At 72.4% G+C, this 18,371-nt stretch carries 20 protein-coding genes; 11 read left to right on the top strand and 9 right to left on the bottom strand.

The genetic code is table 11. From position 1 onward, the window contains the following. Nucleotides 1-15 precede the first annotated feature (15 nt). Nucleotides 16-804 carry an electron transfer flavoprotein subunit beta/FixA family protein gene (locus tag ACIRF8_RS19545; RefSeq protein ID WP_404216492.1) on the bottom strand — a complete coding sequence of 263 codons (789 nt, stop codon included), beginning with the start codon at nucleotides 802-804 and terminating at the stop codon, nucleotides 16-18. Between the two features lie 117 nt (nucleotides 805-921). Here ACIRF8_RS19545 and ACIRF8_RS19540 point away from each other — a divergent pair, with 117 nt between their 5' ends. Next, a complete protein-coding gene (locus ACIRF8_RS19540; protein ID WP_404216490.1) occupies nucleotides 922-1,638 on the top strand; it encodes a TetR family transcriptional regulator in 717 nt (238 codons plus the stop codon). Between the two features lie 155 nt (nucleotides 1,639-1,793). Beyond that, entirely contained in the window at nucleotides 1,794-2,162 is a 369-nt protein-coding gene (locus ACIRF8_RS19535) for a Zn-ribbon domain-containing OB-fold protein (protein WP_404216949.1), read from the top strand. Nucleotides 2,163-2,194: 32 nt separating this feature from the next. Here ACIRF8_RS19535 and ACIRF8_RS19530 read toward each other — a convergent pair whose 3' ends face one another. Next, on the bottom strand, nucleotides 2,195-2,587 hold the full coding sequence (locus tag ACIRF8_RS19530; RefSeq protein ID WP_404216488.1) for a nuclear transport factor 2 family protein: 393 nt from the start codon (nucleotides 2,585-2,587) through the stop codon (nucleotides 2,195-2,197). Between the two features lie 77 nt (nucleotides 2,588-2,664). Here ACIRF8_RS19530 and ACIRF8_RS19525 point away from each other — a divergent pair, with 77 nt between their 5' ends. Both ACIRF8_RS19525 and ACIRF8_RS19520 read left to right on the top strand, forming a co-directional pair. Next, the gene (locus ACIRF8_RS19525; protein WP_404216486.1) at nucleotides 2,665-3,228 is read left to right on the top strand and encodes a PadR family transcriptional regulator; all 564 of its coding nucleotides are present in this window, start codon (nucleotides 2,665-2,667) and stop codon (nucleotides 3,226-3,228) included. 60 nt (nucleotides 3,229-3,288) lie between these two features. After that, the gene (locus ACIRF8_RS19520) at nucleotides 3,289-3,666 is read left to right on the top strand and encodes a helix-turn-helix domain-containing protein (protein ID WP_404216484.1); all 378 of its coding nucleotides are present in this window, start codon (nucleotides 3,289-3,291) and stop codon (nucleotides 3,664-3,666) included. Nucleotides 3,667-3,672: 6 nt separating this feature from the next. On the opposite strand, the gene ACIRF8_RS19515 is transcribed toward ACIRF8_RS19520, so the two are convergent. Next, the gene (locus tag ACIRF8_RS19515; RefSeq protein WP_404216482.1) at nucleotides 3,673-4,104 is read right to left on the bottom strand and encodes a DUF488 domain-containing protein; all 432 of its coding nucleotides are present in this window, start codon (nucleotides 4,102-4,104) and stop codon (nucleotides 3,673-3,675) included. Nucleotides 4,105-4,254: 150 nt separating this feature from the next. Between ACIRF8_RS19515 and ACIRF8_RS19510 the strand changes: the two genes are divergently transcribed. Beyond that, nucleotides 4,255-4,887 carry an HdeD family acid-resistance protein gene (locus ACIRF8_RS19510; RefSeq protein ID WP_404216480.1) on the top strand — a complete coding sequence of 211 codons (633 nt, stop codon included), beginning with the start codon at nucleotides 4,255-4,257 and terminating at the stop codon, nucleotides 4,885-4,887. Between the two features lie 69 nt (nucleotides 4,888-4,956). On the opposite strand, the gene ACIRF8_RS19505 is transcribed toward ACIRF8_RS19510, so the two are convergent. From ACIRF8_RS19505 to ACIRF8_RS19485, 5 genes are all read right to left on the bottom strand, one after another. Beyond that, nucleotides 4,957-5,997 (bottom strand): hypothetical protein, encoded by a 1,041-nt coding sequence (locus ACIRF8_RS19505; RefSeq protein WP_404216478.1) that lies wholly within the window; start codon nucleotides 5,995-5,997, stop codon nucleotides 4,957-4,959. A 105-nt stretch (nucleotides 5,998-6,102) separates the two neighbouring features. Beyond that, complete coding sequence (locus tag ACIRF8_RS19500; protein WP_404216476.1) at nucleotides 6,103-6,594, bottom strand: two-component system response regulator; 492 nt, start codon at nucleotides 6,592-6,594, stop codon at nucleotides 6,103-6,105. A gap of 64 nt (nucleotides 6,595-6,658) precedes the next feature. Then, nucleotides 6,659-6,817, bottom strand: coding sequence for a hypothetical protein (locus ACIRF8_RS19495; RefSeq protein ID WP_404216474.1), 159 nt, complete (start codon nucleotides 6,815-6,817; stop codon nucleotides 6,659-6,661). Nucleotides 6,818-6,931: 114 nt separating this feature from the next. After that, nucleotides 6,932-7,333, bottom strand: a complete 402-nt coding sequence (locus ACIRF8_RS19490; protein ID WP_404216472.1) for a VOC family protein — start codon at nucleotides 7,331-7,333, stop codon at nucleotides 6,932-6,934. Between the two features lie 89 nt (nucleotides 7,334-7,422). Continuing rightward, nucleotides 7,423-8,361, bottom strand: coding sequence for a cation diffusion facilitator family transporter (locus ACIRF8_RS19485; protein ID WP_404216470.1), 939 nt, complete (start codon nucleotides 8,359-8,361; stop codon nucleotides 7,423-7,425). Nucleotides 8,362-8,695: 334 nt separating this feature from the next. Between ACIRF8_RS19485 and ACIRF8_RS19480 the strand changes: the two genes are divergently transcribed. The 5 genes from ACIRF8_RS19480 (at nucleotide 8,696) to ACIRF8_RS19460 (ending at nucleotide 15,274) form a co-directional block, all read left to right on the top strand. Next, on the top strand, nucleotides 8,696-9,208 hold the full coding sequence (locus tag ACIRF8_RS19480; RefSeq protein ID WP_404216468.1) for a ferredoxin: 513 nt from the start codon (nucleotides 8,696-8,698) through the stop codon (nucleotides 9,206-9,208). An 87-nt stretch (nucleotides 9,209-9,295) separates the two neighbouring features. Next, nucleotides 9,296-10,483, top strand: coding sequence for an acyl-CoA dehydrogenase family protein (locus ACIRF8_RS19475; RefSeq protein WP_404216466.1), 1,188 nt, complete (start codon nucleotides 9,296-9,298; stop codon nucleotides 10,481-10,483). Further along, entirely contained in the window at nucleotides 10,470-11,444 is a 975-nt protein-coding gene (locus tag ACIRF8_RS19470) for an oxygenase MpaB family protein (RefSeq protein ID WP_404216464.1), read from the top strand. Before ACIRF8_RS19475 ends, ACIRF8_RS19470 begins: the two co-directional genes overlap by 14 nt. Continuing rightward, nucleotides 11,408-13,675, top strand: coding sequence for a tetratricopeptide repeat protein (locus ACIRF8_RS19465; protein WP_404216462.1), 2,268 nt, complete (start codon nucleotides 11,408-11,410; stop codon nucleotides 13,673-13,675). Before ACIRF8_RS19470 ends, ACIRF8_RS19465 begins: the two co-directional genes overlap by 37 nt. A gap of 48 nt (nucleotides 13,676-13,723) precedes the next feature. After that, nucleotides 13,724-15,274 (top strand): phytoene desaturase family protein, encoded by a 1,551-nt coding sequence (locus ACIRF8_RS19460; protein WP_404216460.1) that lies wholly within the window; start codon nucleotides 13,724-13,726, stop codon nucleotides 15,272-15,274. A gap of 13 nt (nucleotides 15,275-15,287) precedes the next feature. On the opposite strand, the gene ACIRF8_RS19455 is transcribed toward ACIRF8_RS19460, so the two are convergent. Next, nucleotides 15,288-17,072: a serine hydrolase gene (locus ACIRF8_RS19455; RefSeq protein ID WP_404216458.1), complete on the bottom strand. Its 1,785-nt coding sequence runs from the start codon at nucleotides 17,070-17,072 to the stop codon at nucleotides 15,288-15,290. Nucleotides 17,073-17,253: 181 nt separating this feature from the next. Here ACIRF8_RS19455 and ACIRF8_RS19450 point away from each other — a divergent pair, with 181 nt between their 5' ends. After that, nucleotides 17,254-18,354, top strand: coding sequence for an NAD(P)H-dependent flavin oxidoreductase (locus ACIRF8_RS19450; RefSeq protein ID WP_404216456.1), 1,101 nt, complete (start codon nucleotides 17,254-17,256; stop codon nucleotides 18,352-18,354). Nucleotides 18,355-18,371 lie beyond the last annotated feature (17 nt).

The raw sequence follows: 18,371 nt of genomic DNA, 5'->3' as shown, positions 1-18,371 counted from the left end.
GGCCGCCGTTCGGGCCTAGATGAACTTCTGGCCCGCGAGGAACTCGGCGAGCTGCCTGCCGCCCTCACCCTCGTCCTTCACGATCGTGCCCGCCGTGCGCGCCGGACGCTCGGCCGCCGACTCCACCGCGCTCCAGGCACCCTCCAGACCCACCTGCCCGGCCTCGATACCCAGATCCGACAGGTCCCAGGACTCCACCGGCTTCTTCTTCGCCGCCATGATCCCCTTGAACGAGGGGTAGCGCGCCTCACCGGACTGGTCGGTCACCGACACCACCGCCGGCAGCGCCGCCTCCAACTGCTCCGAGGCACTGTCACCGTCCCGGCGCCCGGTCACCGTCCCGCCCTCGACCGCGACCTGCGACAACAACGTCACCTGCGGCACCCCCAGACGCTCGGCCACCAGCGCCGGCACGATCCCCATCGTGCCGTCCGTCGACGCCATCCCCGAGACCACCAGATCAAAACCGGCCTTCTCGATCGCCTTGGCCAGCACCAGCGACGTCCCGATCGCATCCGTGCCGTGCAGATCGTCGTCCTCGACATGGATCGCCTTGTCCGCACCCATCGACAACGCCTTGCGCAGCGCGTCCTTCGCGTCCTCGGGACCCACCGTCAACACGGTGACCTCCACATCGTCATCGGAGTTCTCCGAGATCTGCAGCGCCTGCTCCACCGCATACTCGTCCAGCTCCGACAGCAGACCGTCCACGTCATCACGGTCGACAGTCAGGTCATCAGCGAAGTGCCGGTCGCCGGTGGCGTCGGGCACGTACTTCACAGTGACAACGATCCTCAAGCTCACGCCGGCTCTCCTCGCTCAGAGCGTCCTCGCACGTCTACGACGCCAACGTATGGCACTCAGTTCCCTGTGTAAAGGTACGTAGTGCCAAACCGCCGTGCGCGGTGTTACGTTCCCGGCATGAGCGAGGCGCGCGAGGTCACCGGGGCACAGAAGAAGGCACCCATGCGGGAGGTGCTGGCCGAGGCGGCGTTCGCGCTGTTCCTGGAGCGCGGCTTCGAGCGGACGACCGTGGACGACATCGTGGCGCGGGCCGGGGTCGGACGGCGCTCGTTCTTCCGCTACTTCCCGTCCAAGGAGGACGCCGTCTTCCCGGACCACGAGAGCTGTCTGGCCGACATGACGGCGTTCTTGGACGCGGCCGGGGACGACCGGGACGCCGTCGAGGTGGTGTGCGGCGGCGCGCGGCTGGTCCTGCGGATGTACGCCGCGAACCCCGAGTTCTCCGTGCAGCGCTACCGGTTGACCCGCGAGGTGCCGGGTCTGCGCACCTACGAGCTGTCCGTGGTGCGGCGCTACGAGCGCACGCTCGCCGGGTATCTGCGCCGACGCTGGCAGGAGAGGCCGGACGGCGCGCTGCGGGCCGAGGTCGTGGCGGCGTCCGTGGTCGCGGCGCACAACAACGCGCTGCGCACCTGGCTGCGTTCGGGCGGCGAGGGCGATGCCGAGGTGGCCGTGGACCGCGCCCTCGATCTCGTGCGGCAGGTGTGGGGCTCGGCCCCGGCGGCCCCCGCTCCGGCGGACGCCGACGAGGAGGTGGTCGTCATGGTCGCGGCCAAGGGGGCCCCGATGTGGCGCGTCATCCAGCAGGTGGAGGCGGCCCTCAGGGACGGTTGAACCGCCCTGGAGGGGTACTCGGTGTCTTTACGCGCGGCACTGAGTGTCATACGCTGCGAGAGCGCCGTGGCCGCAGCCCGGCGCGCGGCGGACGAGCGCGGGGAGACCGAGTGATGTCAGCGACGACCGGGACGTTCAGGAGCGGCGTCGGCGTCATGACGCCGACCACGGAGACCGGTGCGGGCTTCGCCCATCAGCGGTGTCGCTGGTGCGGCACCGCGTCGTTCCGGCGGCTGCTGTGCCCGGTCTGCGCGTCGAGCGATCTGGAGACGGAGCACAGCGCGGGGCCCGGCGTCGTGATGCAGTCCCGCGTCGTCCACCGCGGCACCGGAGTGGCACGCAACGAGGCGCTGGTCCGGTTCCCCGAGGATTTCGTGGTGCCCTGCCGGATCGTGGGGACGGCCCCGCACATGGTGTGGGTGGGCGCCACGGTGCGCCCCGCGCGAGGCGCCCACGCCGACCCCGGCTGCGGGGAGGTCGTCTTCGAACTGGTCGACCAGGCCGGGGACGACGACCTGCGCTGAAGAGGGGCGCCACGGCCGCGCGCCCCGCTCTCTCACGCGCCGGCCGCCTCCCGGCCTATCCGGTCGAACTCCTCGCCCATCGCAGCGGCCAGCGCCTGCGCCGCCGACAGGGGCCTGACCATCACCATGAAGTCGTCGATCAGGCCGTCCTCGTCGACATGCAGGAAGTCGCAGCCGGTGATCTTCCGGTCGCCGACCCGCGCCTCGAAGACCAGCGCGTGGTCCCGCCCGTCGGCGTCGCCGATCTCACGTACGTAGCGGAAGTCCTCGAAGACCCGCGTGACGCCGCGCAGGATCGCCGCGGTGATCGCCTTGCCCGAGTACGGCTTGAACACGACCGGGCTGGTGAAGAGCACGTTCTCGGCCAGCATGGCCTCGACGGCCGCCAGGTCGCCCTTCTCCACCGCCGCGCGGAAGGGATGCATGGACCCCGCCTCCCTCTCATAGACAACTATTTGAATAGGTGTGGGTGAGAATAATCGCCTCGTTGTAAGGTGTCCATATGTCTCTCAAGTACGCGGTCCTGGCCGCCCTGTTGGAGGGTGAGGCGTCCGGATACGACCTGGCGAAGATCTTCGACGTCTCCGTGTCGAACTTCTGGGCCGCGACGCCGCAGCAGCTCTACCGCGAGCTGGACCGGCTGGCGGGCGAGGGACTGATCGACGCGCGGGTCGTGCCGCAGGAACGCAGGCCGAACAAGCGGATGTTCGGGCTGTCCGAGGCGGGCCGCGCCGATCTCGCCGCGTTCACGGCCAGGCAGCCGAAACCGATGGCGATGCGCGACGAACTGATGGTGAAGGTGCAGGCCGCCGACGCCGGTGACCTCGACGCGGTGCGCGCGCACGTCGAGGAGCGCATGTCCTGGGCCCAGGGCAAGCTCGCCCGCTACGAACGGGTGCGGCACCATCTGCTTGGCGGCCTCGGCGAGGACGAGTTCCTGGCGGAGGCGGAGCGTGTCGGCCCGTATCTCACGCTGCTCGGCGGCATCGCGTTGGAGCAGGAGTACCTGCGCTGGGGCAGGCGCGTCCTCGACGTCCTGGACCGCCGCGCCTCGCGGGTGTCCTGAGCGATATCGCCCTGGGCGAAGCCCGGTCCCCGTGCGAACGGCCCGCCGTAATCTGGGCCGATGAGCAGCTACCCCGAACCCCGCAGGCCCCGTCCCGCCACCGCTCAGGAGCCGCTGTGGCGGCATGTCGTCGGAGCCGTGCTGCGCCGTCGGCGGCGGGCGCAGGGCAGGACTTTGCAGGACGTGGCCGATGTGGCGGGGATCTCCATGCCCTACCTGTCCGAGGTGGAGCGGGGTCGCAAGGAGGCCTCCTCGGAGATGCTCGCCGCGGCGGCGGGCGCACTCGGCCTCGGGCTCGTCGACGTACTGGCGCTCGCGCAGGGCGAGTTGGCGCGCGCCGCCCAGGTCCGCGGGCCGGTCTCCGTCACCGCGGTCACCGCGCTCGGCGCGAGCGCGGGCGGCTCCCGGGGGCGCGGCACGATGTGCCTGGCCGCCTGAGCCGCCTCAGATCCGTCCGGCGGACCCCTCCCCGGGCTCCCCGGGCTCCCCGGGCTCGCCGGGCTTGCGTTCGAGATGGCGTACGAGCACGGGTACGTGGCTGTGCTCGATGTCCTTCACCGCGGTCACCAGGGTGACGGAGCCCCGCCGGGCAAGTGCGCGTACGTGCGCGACCAGCTCGGCGCGGACCGGCTCGGCCAACTCCGCGCCGTAGCGCTCGGCGAACGCCTCGTACCGCCTGTCGCGGTCCTCGTGGTACCAGGAGCGCAGCTCCCTGGACGGCGCGATGTCCTTGAGCCACTCGTCGACCGCGGCCCGCTCCTTGGAGAGGCCGCGCGGCCACAGCCGGTCGACCAGCAGGCGGGCGCCGTCGGACGGAAGGGCCGGATCGTAGACGCGGCGGACCGGGAAGGAACCGGGCGCCGGAAGGGCGGTCATACGTCCATTGTGCTGCTCCCCCTGCTCCCGGTCGCGTCGTCCCGCGCCGAAGCCGCGGCACGAGGAGCCCTCTGCGCCTCCACCGCGGGGCGTCACCCGTTCGGCCCTATCCCGGTGGCGTGCGGCGGACGCCGGCGCGAACAGTCGGACATGACCCAAGCACCGCACGAACCGCAGAGCCGGCACCGGAGCACCGAGCACGACGGGCCGCCGCGCGGCCCCGAGGGCCCGCTCGGCAGACTCGCCGACGTCGCGTGGCAGGCGGTCCTGCTCGCGGGCGTCGCCGCGCTGATCCTCGGGGTGCTCGTCCTCGTGTGGCCCGGCGCGTCCCTGTGGGCAGCCGGTGTCCTGTTCGGCGTCTACCTCGTGGTCAGCGGCGTCTTCCAACTGGTCACGGCGTTCGGCACCCATGTGACGGCGGGGCTGCGCGTGATGGCGTTCATCAGCGGCACCGTCTCGATCCTCCTCGGCCTGTTCTGCTTCCGGGGCTCGATGCAGTCGATCCTGCTGCTCGGCCTGTGGATCGGTATCGGCTGGCTGTTCCGCGGCATCACCCAGACCGCCGCCGCCGCGTCCGATCCCGCGATGCCCGCGCGCGGCTGGCAGATCTTCCTCGGGATCGTCAGCGCGATGGCGGGCATCGTGCTCATCGTGTCGCCGTTCCGATCGGTCGCCGTCCTCACCCTGGTCGGCGGCTGCTGGCTGGTGGCCATGGGCGTCGTGGAGATCGTCGAGGCGTTCATGCTGCGCGGCCGGGCCAAGAAGGTGTCGCACGGCGTCTGAGAGCCTGTACGCGACCGGGCCCCGCGCCGTCGGATGCGCGGGGCCCGGTGCTGTCCGGGGGAGCGGCGGTCAGACGCCGACCGCCTCCTCCAACTCCTCCTCTTCCTCGTCCTCGGCCGGGGCCTTCTTTACGGCGAGCGCGCCGCGCTGCCGCCGTTCGGCCGCCGCCGCGACCGCGAGGACGACCGCGCCCACCGCGAGCCACGCGACCAGCGTCCCCACGTAGTGACCCAGGTCGTAGTGGTCGAAGTAGAGAAGACTGCGGGCCCCCTCGACGAAGCCGGCGCCGTTCCAGAAGGCGTGCAGGCTCCCGAAGAACCCGTTCTGGAGCTCGGGGCGGAAGACACCGCCGGAACTCGTGAAGTTGAGCATCACGAACAGCACCATCACGGCGAGCGTCGTCCAGCGCTTCAGGAACGTGTGCAGGCCGACGCCGATCAGCAGGATCCCCGCCGAGTAGACCCAGGCCATGCCCCACAGGCCCCACAGGCCGGTGTGCGCGAGATGGAAGACCGGCCCCGCGAACGCCGCGCCGAGCAGGCTGACCACCGCGGAGACGCCGACCACGAGGAGCGCCCGCGTCCGCATCCGCAGTGCGCCGCCCGCTCCCCCGAGCACCGCCACCGAGGCGTACGAGCCGATGCTCAGGGCGACGAGCAGGAAGAACAGGCCCTGACCCGTGGGGTCGTCGGAGACGGGCGGCGCCACGTCCGTCACCTTGAGCGGAACACCTTGCCGCGTGGCGATCGGTGTGAAGACCTTCTGGACGACGGAGACCGTGGTGTCGGAGCCCGCCGAGGCCACGACGAGTTCCGGCGCCTTGTCGCCGAGCACGTACGCGCCGTCGATGTGCCGCGTCCGCAGCTCGTGCACCGCCGCGTCGCGGGAGTCGAGCGTCGTCACGTCGAGGGCGTCGCCCGCCTTGTCCTGCACGGTCTGCGCGAAGACCTTCGCCTCGGGGCCCGGACCGACGACGGCCACCGGCAGGTGGTGCGGCTCGGGAGCGGCGAAGGCGCCGAGATAGGCCAGACCCATGCCCACGCACATCAGGAGCGGGGTGAGCAGATGGGTCAGGACGTGGCGCAGCGCCGCTCTGTTGTCGGCGGGCATGGGCAGGACCTCCACGGGGTTGGCATATACAACTCTAACCAAGTTGTACTGTACAACCACATGGGCGGGGCGGGGCGCCGAGCAGGTGTGAGAACCGGCACGCGGTCAGGCGGGGCGGATGAGTGAGCTGCCCGCGAATTCGGGGGAGGCGGTGGGACGGTTCTCGTCGTTCTCGTACGTACGCAGGCGCTCGCGCAGTGCGCGCAGTCGTGCGCTCGTCTCGTACAGATAGCGGACCTTCGTCCGCATCACCCACGGTTCCACCGGCTTGACGACATAGTCGGCGACGCCGAGTTCGAAGGCGCGGACGGCGAGCGCGGGGTCCTGACCCGCGCCCGTGATCATCATGATGGGTATGTCCTGGGTCTGCTCCAGGCGCGCCATGTAGTGGGCCACCTCGAAACCGCTGACGTCGGGCATGAGCACGTCCAGCAGGACCAACGCTATGCCGCCGCGCAGCACCGCCTTGAGCGCGTCGTCCCCGGTGTTCGCCCGGTCCATCGGGTAACCGAGCGGGGCGAGGGCGCTCTCCATCGCGAAAAGGGTGTCCTCGCGATCGTCGACGACCAGGATCTTGGGCCGTTCAGCGGTGGGCATCGCCGGGTGCCTCCCCTCGGTCGGCATCACAGCATATGCCGGAACGCGGTCGAGGCGGAGACCCTCAGTCCTCCCCGCGCACCAGATTCCAGTCAGAATCCCGCTCGGTGTCGCCCCCGCCGGTCTCGTCCCTGTCACGGCGGGCCGGGAGGCAGGTGCGGACACGGCCCCTGACCTCGTGCTGGGTCTCCGCGGGGTGCGGGGCGCGCGGACTGGCGCTCATGAGTGAACCTCTTTTCGGACAGAAGCGGGCCGGTAGAGCCCAAGGACGGGCATGCGGCCACAGCGCCGACCGCATGGGGCCGAGTACCCCGCACCGTCCTCGTGACGCGCCCGGTCAGCTCGCCTTCGGCTTCACGAACTCCTCCGTGCTGCGCAGCGAGAACGGGTGCCCGGCCGGATCGGCGTACAGGCGTGACTCGGTGCGGCCCTTGCCGCGCGTCTCCAGCGGCCGGGCGCCGAGGCCGACGATCTGCCGCTCCACCTCGTCCAGGTCCTCGGCCGCCACCAGCAGGTCCAGATGGGCCTGCTGGGAGTCGTCGGGGCGGGGCCAGCTCGCGGGGACGGCGTTCAGGTCGCGGCGGAACGCCATCCGGGTGCCGCCCGCCCCGACCAGCTCGATCCGGCCGCCGCCCTCCTGCGACTGGATCTTCCCGTCGAGGAGCACCCGGTAGAACTCGCAGAGCTCCTCGGGTTCCGCGCAGTCGAGCACCAGCACCGCCGCCGTCACGTGGCTCATCGGACCTCCCCTGCCGGCCCCTGCGGCCGGCGTACGCGTGGCTGCACCAGTACCCGGGTCCGCACCCCCGAATCAGCCGGGCGGTGCGGTCACTCGCGCACCCCGGCCGGCACCTCCACCACGTCCAGGAAGATCTGGTCGGCCTCGGGCCAGGCGTCCTTGATGGCCTTCTTGATGCGCTCGCTGACCAGCTCGAGGGCCTCGCTCTCGATGCCGGGGGCGAGGTCGATACGGGCCGCGACGAGCGTCGAGTCCATGCCGAGCCGCATGGTGTGCAGCGCCGCCACGTAGTCGATCTCCGGCTGGGAGTCGAGGAGTTCGAGGATCTCGCGGCGCAGCTCCGGGTCGACGGCCTCGCCGATGAGCTGCTCGCGGGCGGTCTTGCCGAGGCGGTACGCGACGTACACGAGGAGCGCGCCGATCGCCAGGGACGCCGACGCCTCCCACACGATGCCGCCCGTGACCATGTGCAGGACCATGCCGCCCGCGGCGAGCAGCACGCCGAGCACCGCCGTGCTGTCCTCGGCGAGGACCGTGCGCAGCGCCGGGTCGGAGCCGATGCCCTCGCCGGGCTGGGCGCGGACCTGGAGGACGGCGCGGACCAGGGAGCCGCCCTCGGCGAGGAGCGCGACACCGAGGACCACGAGACCCGCGACGTACCCCGAGTGCGTCTCCTTCGGCGCGGGGCCCGTCAGCGCCTCGAAGCCCTGGAAGAACGAGAAGCAGCCGCCCATCACGAAGATGCCGACCGCGGCGAGCAGCGACCAGAAGAACCGCTCCTTGCCGTAGCCGAAGGGGTGCTGCCGGTCCGCCGGGCGGCGGCTGCGGTGCAGCGCGGCGAGGAGGAAGACCTCGTTGAGGCTGTCGGCCACCGAGTGCGCGGCCTCGGACAGCAGCGCGGGCGATCCGGCGATGAGGCCGCCGACCGCCTTGGCCACGGCTATGAGCAGATTCGCGGAGAGGGCCACCAAGACCGTCAGACGGGTCTTGCGGTCCTCCCGCGTACCGGACTTCTCGGGATCGGCCACCGGGCGACTCGCAATGTGTGAAGGGTGATCACGGAAAGGTGAGCGGGCGCGCGGCGACGGCGAGGCGATCGTGGGGTGGTTCGCCGGTGCGCGCCGACATCGATGGTGAGTAACCGGCCCGGTGACGCCGTAAACCACGGCGCCGGTCCGCAGGTGCTTCTTCCGGAGCGGCACGCCAGGGGGAGCGCGGGTGTGACGGATGCGCCGGAAGTGCCCCTGTGCGCCGCCTGTGGTGGGGGAATTGAGCGGTCTCCCGCCGTCGAGCCAGTTTGGCCACCGGCGATGCGGCTACCCGGCCGGTCAGCAGACCGTTCCGTGGAGAGGAGCCGGGCCGGTGACCCCCCTGGCGAAACAACCGCGTCTTGGCACCGAGACCACCGAGACCACCGAGGGCGCCGAGGGCGCCGAGCCCGCCCTGATGACCGACCCGCCGAAGGACGCGCTCGTTCGCTTCCTGGAGGCCAGGTTCGCCTGCGCCCAGGCCTGCACCGAGTGCGCCCGCGCCGGGGCCGTGCGCGTCAGCGCCCTGGAGCCCGGCCCGGTCGCCCCGCCGCTGCACGGCCCCGTACGCCGCGCACCGGCCGTCGACACCGAGCGGGAAAGCACACGGCACGGCCTGCGACGGTCCCTGCTGCTGTGCGTGGAGGTCTGCGACGCGACCTGCCGCCTGCTGTCGGAGGACGGCATCCAGGACGAGTACGGGCTGCGGCTCCAGGTCGAGTGGTGTCGCGCCGTCGCCCTGGAGTGCGCGCACGCCTGCGACGCGGTCCCCGAGGCCGCGGACTGCGCCGAGCGGTGCCGCGCCTGCGCACGGGCCTGCACCGACTTCCTGGCGATCCTCGCCTGACGGGCATTCCCAATTTCTGGAACGGGTTCTACTGTGTGCGCCGTCAACACCGCGCCGACGCCGCTCAGTCGACCGCCAGGAGGGGCCGTGCACCTCGCATACACGCCCGAGCAGCAGCAGTTGCGCGCCGAGCTGCGCGACTACTTCGCCGAGCTCGTGCCCGACCACGCGTACGCCCGCTACGAGGAACCGGCCGCCCAGAAGTGCTTCTACCGCGAGATCGTGCGCCGTCTCGGCGCCGACACCTGGCTCGGGGTCGGCTGGCCGAAGGAGTACGGCGGGCGCGGGCTGACCCCGATGGAACAGTTCATCTTCTTCGACGAGGCCGCCCAGGCGGGCGTGCCGCTGCCCCTCATGGCGCTCAACACGGTCGGTCCCACGATCATGCGCTACGGCACGGACGAACAGAAGGAGTACTTCCTGCCGAGGATCCTCTCCGGAGAGCTCGACTTCGCGATCGGCTACAGCGAACCCGACGCGGGCACCGACCTCGCGGCCCTGAAGACCCGCGCCGTCCGGGACGGCGACACCTACGTCGTGAACGGGCAGAAGATCTGGACGACCAACGGCGACACCGCCGACTGGGTCTGGCTCGCCGTGCGCACCGCCTTCGACGATCCAGCCGCCCCGCCCCACCAGGGCATCACGATGCTGCTCGTCCCGACATCGGACCCCGGCTACTCCTGCACCGTCATCAACACCCTCGCCTCGCACGACACCACGGCGAGCTACTACGAGGACATCCGCGTCCCCGTCTCGCGCCGCGTCGGGGAGGAGAACAAGGGCTGGCGCCTGATCACCAACCAGCTCAACCACGAGCGCGTCACCCTCGCCGCGCACGGCACCACGGCCATCCGCGCCCTGCACGACGTCCAGCGCTGGGCCATGGAGACCAAGCTCGCCGACGGCCGCCGCGTCATCGACCTCGGCTGGGTCAGGAAGCGGCTCGCCCAGACCCACACCGAGCTGGACGCGATGAAACTCCTCAACTGGCAGATGGTCGACGCCGTCCACCAGGGCACCCTCCAGCCGCAGGACGCCTCCGCCGTCAAGGTCTACGGTTCCGAGGCGCGCCGCCGTGCGTACAGCCGGCTCATGGAGGTCGTCGCCGCGCCGGGCGCCCTGAAGGAGGGCAGCGCAGGGGCCGTGCTCCACGGTGAACTCGAACGCGGCTACCGCTCGGCCGTCATCTTCACGTTCGGCGGCGGCAACAACGAGATCCAGCGCGAGATCATCTCGTGGATCGGGCTGGGGATGCCGCGTGTACGCCGCTGACGCGCCCGGCGCGACCCGGACGGGCACCCCGGACCCAGGACTGTTCGGACCCGGCTCGGTGACCTGGCAGGTGCATTCCGACCCCATGATGTGGGTGGCGGGCATCCGCGCCCTGTACCTCCAGGCACTGCACCCGCGCGCGGTCCGCGGCGTCATGCAGAACTCCGACTTCCGGCGCGACGCCTGGGGCCGCCTCATGCGTACCGCGAGCTTCGTCGGGACGACGACGTACGGCACCAGCGAGGCGGCCGAGAAGGCCGGTGCCCGGGTCCGCGCCATCCACCGGCGGCTGACCGCCACCGACCCGGACACGGGCGAACGGTACGGCGTCGACGAGCCCGCCCTGCTCCTGTGGGTGCACTGCGCCGAGATCGACTCCTACCTGCACGTCGCCCGCCGCTCGGGGTTCCGCCTCACCGACGCGCACGCCGACCGGTACATCGCCGAACACCGCACCAGCGCCCGCCTCGTCGGTCTCGACCCGGACCGGGTGCCGGGCAGCCGCGCCGAGCTGGCGGCGTACTTCGCGTCGGTACGGCCGGAGCTGGCCGCGGGACCCGAGGCGCGCGTCGTCGACGACTTCCTGCGACGGCCGCCCACCCACCCGCTGCTCGTCCCGGCGCGCGCGGCACTGTGGCGGCGCGTGGCCCACCTGGCGTACGCCTCGCTGCCCCCGTACGCCCACGAGCTGTACGGCCGACGTGCTCCGGCCCCCGCCGTCACCACCCGCCGCCTGCGGGCCACCGGCACCGTGCTGCGCGCTGTCCCCGCCCGTGTGCGCTGGCAACTGCCCCCCAAACACATCCTGCGCGCCATGGCACGACTCGGTCCCGACGCCCGCCCCGCGCCGTACAAAGTCGGCACCGGGGTAGCCATACTGAGCCAGGGGAGGGCGCGGCGAGGCGACGGGGGCGACGAGGGACCATGTCGGAGTCGGGGGAGACCCGGAACGTCCAACTGATCCACGGGCGGTACCGGCTGCTCGAACAGATCGGCCGAGGCGGCATGGGCGAGGTGTGGCGCGCCCGCGACGAATCGCTCGGCCGCCACGTCGCCGTGAAGTGCCTCAAGCCGCTCGGACCGCAGCGCGACCAGTCCTTCACCCGGGTACTGCGGGAGCGCTTCCGCCGGGAGGCGCGGGTCGCGGCGGCGCTCCAGCACCGCGGTATCACCGTCGTGCACGACTTCGGCGAGTACGACGGCATTCTCTACCTGGTGATGGAGCTGCTGGAGGGAAAGAACCTCAGCGAACTCCTGGAGGCCAACCGGCACCACCCGCTGCCCGTGGACGACATCGTCGACATGGCCGGACAGATCGCCGACGCCCTCGCCTACACCCACGACCAGGGCATCGTGCACCGCGACCTGAAGCCCGCCAACATCGTGCGGCTGGCCGACGGCACGGCGAAGATCTGCGACTTCGGCATCGCCCGCCTCGGCCACGACATCGGCTTCACCGCTCGCCTCACCGGCACCGGCATCGCCATGGGGACCCCGCACTACATGTCCCCCGAGCAGATCGGCGGCGCCCACGTCGACCGGCGCAGCGACCTCTACTCGCTGGGCTGCGTGCTGTACGAGATCGCCACCGGCGCGCCGCCCTTCGACCTCGACGACGCCTGGGCCGTCCTCGTCGGGCACCGGGACACCCCGCCCGAGCCGCCGCGCAGCCACCGCCCCGAACTCCCCGCGTACGTCGAACGCATCATCCTCGACCTGCTCGCCAAGGACCCGGGGCAACGGCCGCGCGACGCCACCGAGCTGGGGCGCCGCATCGCCACCGGACGCGCCGCCCGCGGGGTGTACGTACCCACCGTGCGGGCCCCGCGGATCGTGCCGGACGCGGACGCCCGGACCGTCGCCGAACAGCCCCTCTCGCGCGAGCCGCGCCTGCCGTCCTGGACGCGGGGCATGACCACGGGACACAAGGCCACCGGTGGCGCGGGCCCCCTCCAGGGCCCGCCGGAACCCGCGACCGCCCTGTCCGGCGAGTGGATCCCGCGGCCCGCGGGAGCCTGGCCCGCGCCCGACGAACGGACGGAACGGCCCGCGCCCGCACCGGAGTTGCTCGCCACCCTCGTCTCCCGCCACCAGGCGGGGCTCAGCCTCGGCAGGCTCGGCCGCTGGGCCGAGGCGGGCGAGGTGCACCGCGCCGTCGCGGCCGAACGGGAGCACGCCCTCGGCCCCGACCACCCCGACACCCTCGCCAGCCGCTACGAGGTCGCCTTCTCGCTGAGCCGCACCGGCCGCGCCGCCGACGCGCTGCGCGAGTACCGGCGCGTCGTCGACGGACGCGCCCGCGCGCTCGGCGCCGACCACCCCGAAACGCTCGGCGCGCGCCAGGAAGTGGCCTACGTCCTGGGCAAGTTGAGCCGCCACCTCGAAGCGCACGAGGTCTACACCGCGGTCCTCGCCGCCCGTGAGCGGGCCATGGGGCCCGACCACCCCGACACCCTGCGCTGCCGCCACAACCTCGCCTTCAACCTGAGCCGTCTCGGACGCCTGGAGGACTCCCACCGCATGGCGAGCGAGGTCGCCGAGGCGCGCGCCCGCGTCCTCGGCCCCGACCACCCCGACACCCTCGTCACCCGCTGCGAAGTCGGCTACACGCTGGGCCAGTTGGGGCGCTGGGGTGAGGCGCTGCGCACCTACCGCTACGTGGCCGAGGCGCGGGCGCAGGCGCTCGGCCCCGACCACCCGGACACCCTCGCCGCACGGTACGAGGTGGGCATCGCTCTGGGCCGGCTCGGCCGCAGCGCCGAAGCGCTCACCCTCTACCGCGACCTGATCGAGGACCGGACCCGGGTCAGCGGCCCCACCGACCCCGAGACGCTGCGCGCCCGGCACGGCCTCGGCGTCAACCTCGGCCGCATGGCCCGCTGGGAGGAGGCCCTCGCGGAGGCCCGCGACGTGTGCGCGATCCGGCGGCGGGTGCTCGGCGCCGACCACCTCGACACCCTCGTCAGCCGCCGCGAGGTCGCGGTCGGCCTCGGTTGGCTGGGGCGCTGGGACGACGCGCTGGCCGAGTACCGCGCGGTGGCCGACGCCCGGCAGCGTGTGCTGGGGGAGGCCCACCCCTCCACGCTGGCCAGCCGGAACGACGAGGCGCACTGCCTGGAGCAGTTGGGGCGGGGGACGGAGGCGGTGCGGCTGCACCGGCGGGTGGCCGAGCTGCGGCAGCGGGGCGCCTGATCCCGGCGCCAGGGGTGCCGCCCGCTGCCGGGAGTGCTACCAAGGGGCATGCCCGTACAGGATCAGTACGACGTCGTCATCGTCGGCGGTGGCCACAACGGTCTCGTCGCCGCCGCCTACCTCGCCCGCGCCGGTCGCACCGTCGCCGTGCTCGAACGCCTCGGGACGACCGGCGGCGCCGCCGTCTCCACGCGCCCCTTCCCCGGCGTGGACGCCCGTCTCTCCCGGTACTCCTACCTGGTCAGCCTGTTCCCCAGGAAGATCCTGGCCGAGCTGGGGCTCGACTTCGCCGTCCGGCGGCGGACCGTGTCCTCGTACACGCCGACCGTCCGCGCCGGCCGCCCCACGGGGCTGCTGGTCGGGGGCGGCGCGGACCGCACCCGCGACGCGTTCGCCCGGCTCACGGGGAGCGAGCGCGAGTACGAGGCGTGGAGCCGGTTCTACGCGACCACCCGGCACGCCGCCGAACGGATCTTCCCCACCCTCACCGAACCCCTGCCGACCCGTGCCGCGCTGCGGGACCGCGTCGGGGACGACGCGGCCTGGCGGCTGCTCTTCGAGGAGCCCCTCGGTGTCGCCGTCGAGGAGCGTTTCGCGGACGATCTGGTGCGCGGCGTCGTCCTCACCGACGCGCTGATCGGCACGTTCGCCGACGCGCACGACCCCTCGCTCGCCCAGAACCGCTGCTTCCTCTACCACGTGATCGGCAACGGCACGGGCGACTGGGACGTGCCCGTCGGCGGCATGGGCGCGCTCACCGACGCCCTCGCCGCCACGGCCCGCGCGGCCGGCGCCGACCTGGTCACCGGGCACGAGGTCACCCGCGTCGAGACCGACGGACGGCGCGCCGAGGTGACGTACAGGACGGAGGACGGTGAGGGCACCGTGGCCGCCCGGCACGTGCTCGTCAACGCCTCCCCGCAGGACCTCGCCCGGCTCCTCGGCGCGCCCGCGCCCCCGCCCGCCGAGGGCGCCCAGTTCAAGGTCAACATGCTGCTGAAGCGGCTGCCGCGCCTCAAGGACACGTCCGTCGACCCGCGCGAGGCGTTCGCCGGTACCTTCCATGTCGCCGAGGGCTACGCGCAGTTGGCCGCCGCGTACGCCGAGGCCGCCGCCGGTACGGTGCCGAGCGTCCCGCCCTGCGAGCTGTACTGCCACTCCCTGACCGACCCGACGATCCTCGCCCCGGAACTGGTGGAGCGCGGCCACCAAACCCTCACCCTCTTCGGACTGCACACCCCCGCGCGCCTGTTCAGGCAGGACAACGACGCCGCCCGCGCCGCTCTCCTCGCCGCCACGCTGGCACAGCTCGACGCCCACCTCGCCGAGCCCCTGGCCGACTGCCTCGCCGAGGACGCCGACGGCCGCCCCTGTGTCGAGGCGCGGACGCCGCTGGACCTGGAGCGCGACCTGCGCCTGCCCGGCGGCCACATCTTCCACCGCCCCCTGTCCTTCCCGTACGCCGGGGACGGCACCGGCCGCTGGGGCGTGGAGACCGCGCACGCCAACGTGCTGCTGTGCGGCGCCGGAGCCGTGCGCGGCGGCGGGGTCAGCGGCGTCCCCGGGCACAACGCGGCCATGGCGGTGCTCGGCCGGTGACCCCGGCCCCGCGTCAGTCCCGGGACGCGGTCCAGCCCACCGCCTCGATGCGGGAGGAGTCGGCCGGGCGGGCCTCGTCGAAGACGACGCGGCGTCCGTCGGTGACCCGTACGCCGTCCACGTAGACCCCGCGGCCCACGTACAGCTTGTCCGTCGTGTACCGCCACCGCACGCGCACGGAGGCCGCGTCGTGTCCGCCGAGGTCCGCGGTGAGGCGGTGCCAGACGCGGTCCGCGTAACCGTCCACCGTGCCCGTCGGGTGGTCGTCACCGCGGTCCGTGGTGAAGGGCAGCGCTGTCCAGGTCGTGCCGCCGTCCGTCGAGACCTCCAGGAAGAGGCGGTCGGCGTGCGGTTCGGTGTCCCACCACAGGGCGCATGTCAGCCGGGCGCCGGATGTGCTCAGGCGCAGGTCCGGCAGGGTCAGGGTGGCCGAGGCGGCGCTCGCCGTGCCCGAGAACCAGGCGGTGCGGCCGTGCGCGGGGCGCACCGCGACGGCGCGGGCCATGTTGTTCCCCGCGGCGACCCGGGGAGCGGAGCCGGATCGCCAACTGCGCACCGGGTGGACGGAGTTGCCCAGGACGATGAGGAAGGAGTCGGTCGTCGGGTCGAGGACGATCGAGGTGCCGGTGAAGCCGGTGTGGCCGGCGGTGCGCGGAGTCGCCATCGCGCCCATGTACCAGTGCTGGTAGAGCTCGAAGCCGAGGCCGTGCTCGTCGCCGGGGAAGGCCGTGTTGAAGTCGGTGAACATCAGCTCCACCGACTTCTCGGAGAGGATGCGGGCGCTGCCGTAGACCCCGCCGTTGAGCAGGGTCCGGCCGAGGATCGCCAGGTCCCAGGCGCTGGAGAAGACCCCGGCGTGACCCGCGACGCCACCGAACCCGAACGCGTTCTCGTCGTGGACCTCGCCCCATACGAGGCCGCGGTCGAGCCCCGACCACGGTGCGCGGGCGTCCTCCGTCGCCGCGATCCCCGGCTTCCAGTCGGCGGGCGGGTTGTAGCGGGTGCGGGTCATGCCGAGCGGCCCCGTGATCCGCTCGCGCAGCAGCACGTCGAGACGCTTGCCGGTGAGCTTCTCCAGGACCAACTGGAGCGAGATGAGGTTCAGGTCCGAGTAGAGGTACGCGGTGCCGGGCGGGTTGAGCAGGGCCTCGTTCCAGATCAGGCGGAGCTGTCCCTCCCGCGTCGTCTCCTTGTACAGCGGGATCCAGGATCGGAAACCCGAGGTGTGCGTCAGGAGTTGACGAACAGTCACGTCCTGTTTGCCCGCGCCGGCGAACTCCGGAAGGTAGGAGGCGACCGTCGCCTCCAGTTCCAGCGCGCCGTGCTCGATCTCCTGCACGGCGAGGATCGACGTGAACAGCTTCGACACCGAGGCCAGGTCGAAGACGGTGTCCTCGGCCATGTCGATCTGCTGCTCCGCGGGGAACTCGACACCGGTGTCGGCCGTCTCGTCGTAGCGCGCGTAGCGCACCGCCTTGCCGATGGGCTGGTGCAGTGCCACCGTGCCGCCGCGGCCCGCGAGCAGGACGGCCCCCGCGTACCACGGGTGGGTGGGGGAGGGGCCGAGGAACTTCTCGGCGTCGGTGACCAGTTGCCGCAGGTGGCCGGCGAGCAGGCCCGCGCGCTCGGGGGAGCCGTGGCGCAGGGTGGGTCGCCGCTTCGTGTGCCGCTCGGCGGCAGCGGCGGGGCCCGCGGGGAACGGGGTGAGGGCGAGGGCGCCGCCCAACGCGAGCCCGGCCGCACCCAGTTGGCGCCGGGTGAGGCCGCCGCGTGATCTGTCCTGGTCCCCTGAGCTCATGAACAGGCCTCCTGAAAGTATCTTTCGGGATCTCCTTGGACTGGTGAAACTTTCATGTCAGCGCTGCCTCGTGTCAACCACCCCGCGCCCGCCGGGCGCCCGCCGGGCGCCCGCTCCAAGAAACTGACGCGGCATCAGAAAAGCCCTTCCGTCGTCCGGCCCGCTGCGGCATCCTGCGCGCATGCAGACGGAGCTGAGCAACACACTGGGGATCGAGCACGCCGTCTTCGGCTTCACCCCCTTCCCCGCGGTGGCCGCCGCCATCAGCAGGGCCGGAGGCCTCGGCGTGCTCGGCGCGGTCCGCTACACGGCGCCCGAGGACCTCGCCCGCGACCTGGACTGGCTGCACGCGCACGCCGACGGCCGCCCCTACGGCCTCGACGTCGTCATGCCCGCCAAAAAGGTCGAGGGCGTCGGCGAGGCGGACGTGGAGGCGATGATCCCCGAAGGCCACCGGCAGTTCGTCCGGGACACCCTCGCCAAGCACGGCGTGCCCGAACTCGAAGCGGGCGAGGCGTCCGGCTGGCGCATCACCGGCTGGATGGAACAGGTCGCCCGCGGCCAGCTCGACGTCGCCTTCGACTACCCGATCACACTCCTCGCCAACGCGCTCGGCTCACCCCCGGCCGACGTCGTCGCCCGCGCCCACGAGCACGACGTCCTCGTCGCCGCGCTCGCGGGCAGCGCCCGGCACGCCCGCAAACACGCCGCGGCGGGCATCGACATCGTCGTCGCCCAGGGCTACGAGGCAGGCGGCCACACCGGCGAGATCGCGTCGATGGTGCTGACCCCCGAGGCCGTCGAGGCCGTCGCCCCGCTGCCGGTACTCGCCGCCGGCGGCATCGGCAGCGGCCAGCAGGTCGCGGCGGCCTTCGCGCTCGGCGCGCAGGGCGTCTGGCTCGGCTCGGTGTGGCTGACCACCACGGAGGCCGACATGAGTTCGCCCGCCCTCACCCGCAAACTCCTCGCGGCCGGCTCGGGCGACACGGTGCGCTCCCGCGCCCTCACCGGCAAGCCCGCCCGACAGTTGCGCACGGAGTGGACGGACGCCTGGGACGACCCGTCGGGCCCCGGCACCCTGCCGATGCCGTTGCAGGGACTGCTCGTCGCCGAGGCGGTCTCGCGGATCCAGAAGTACGAGGTCGACCCGCTGCTCGGCACACCCGTCGGCCAGATCGTCGGCCGGATGAACGAGGAGCGCAGCGTCCAGGCCGTCTTCGACGACCTGACGCGGGGGTTCGAGCGGGCGATCGACCGGATCAACCGGATCGCGGGCCGCTGACGGCACCCGCCCGCCGA

Origin of the sequence: Streptomyces sp. NPDC102406, from assembly GCF_044765725.1 — a bacterium.
Taxonomy (GTDB): Bacteria; Actinomycetota; Actinomycetes; order Streptomycetales; family Streptomycetaceae; genus Streptomyces.
Note: the sequence above shows the minus strand (reverse complement) of the source record. Positions and strands in the feature narration are given on the sequence as shown.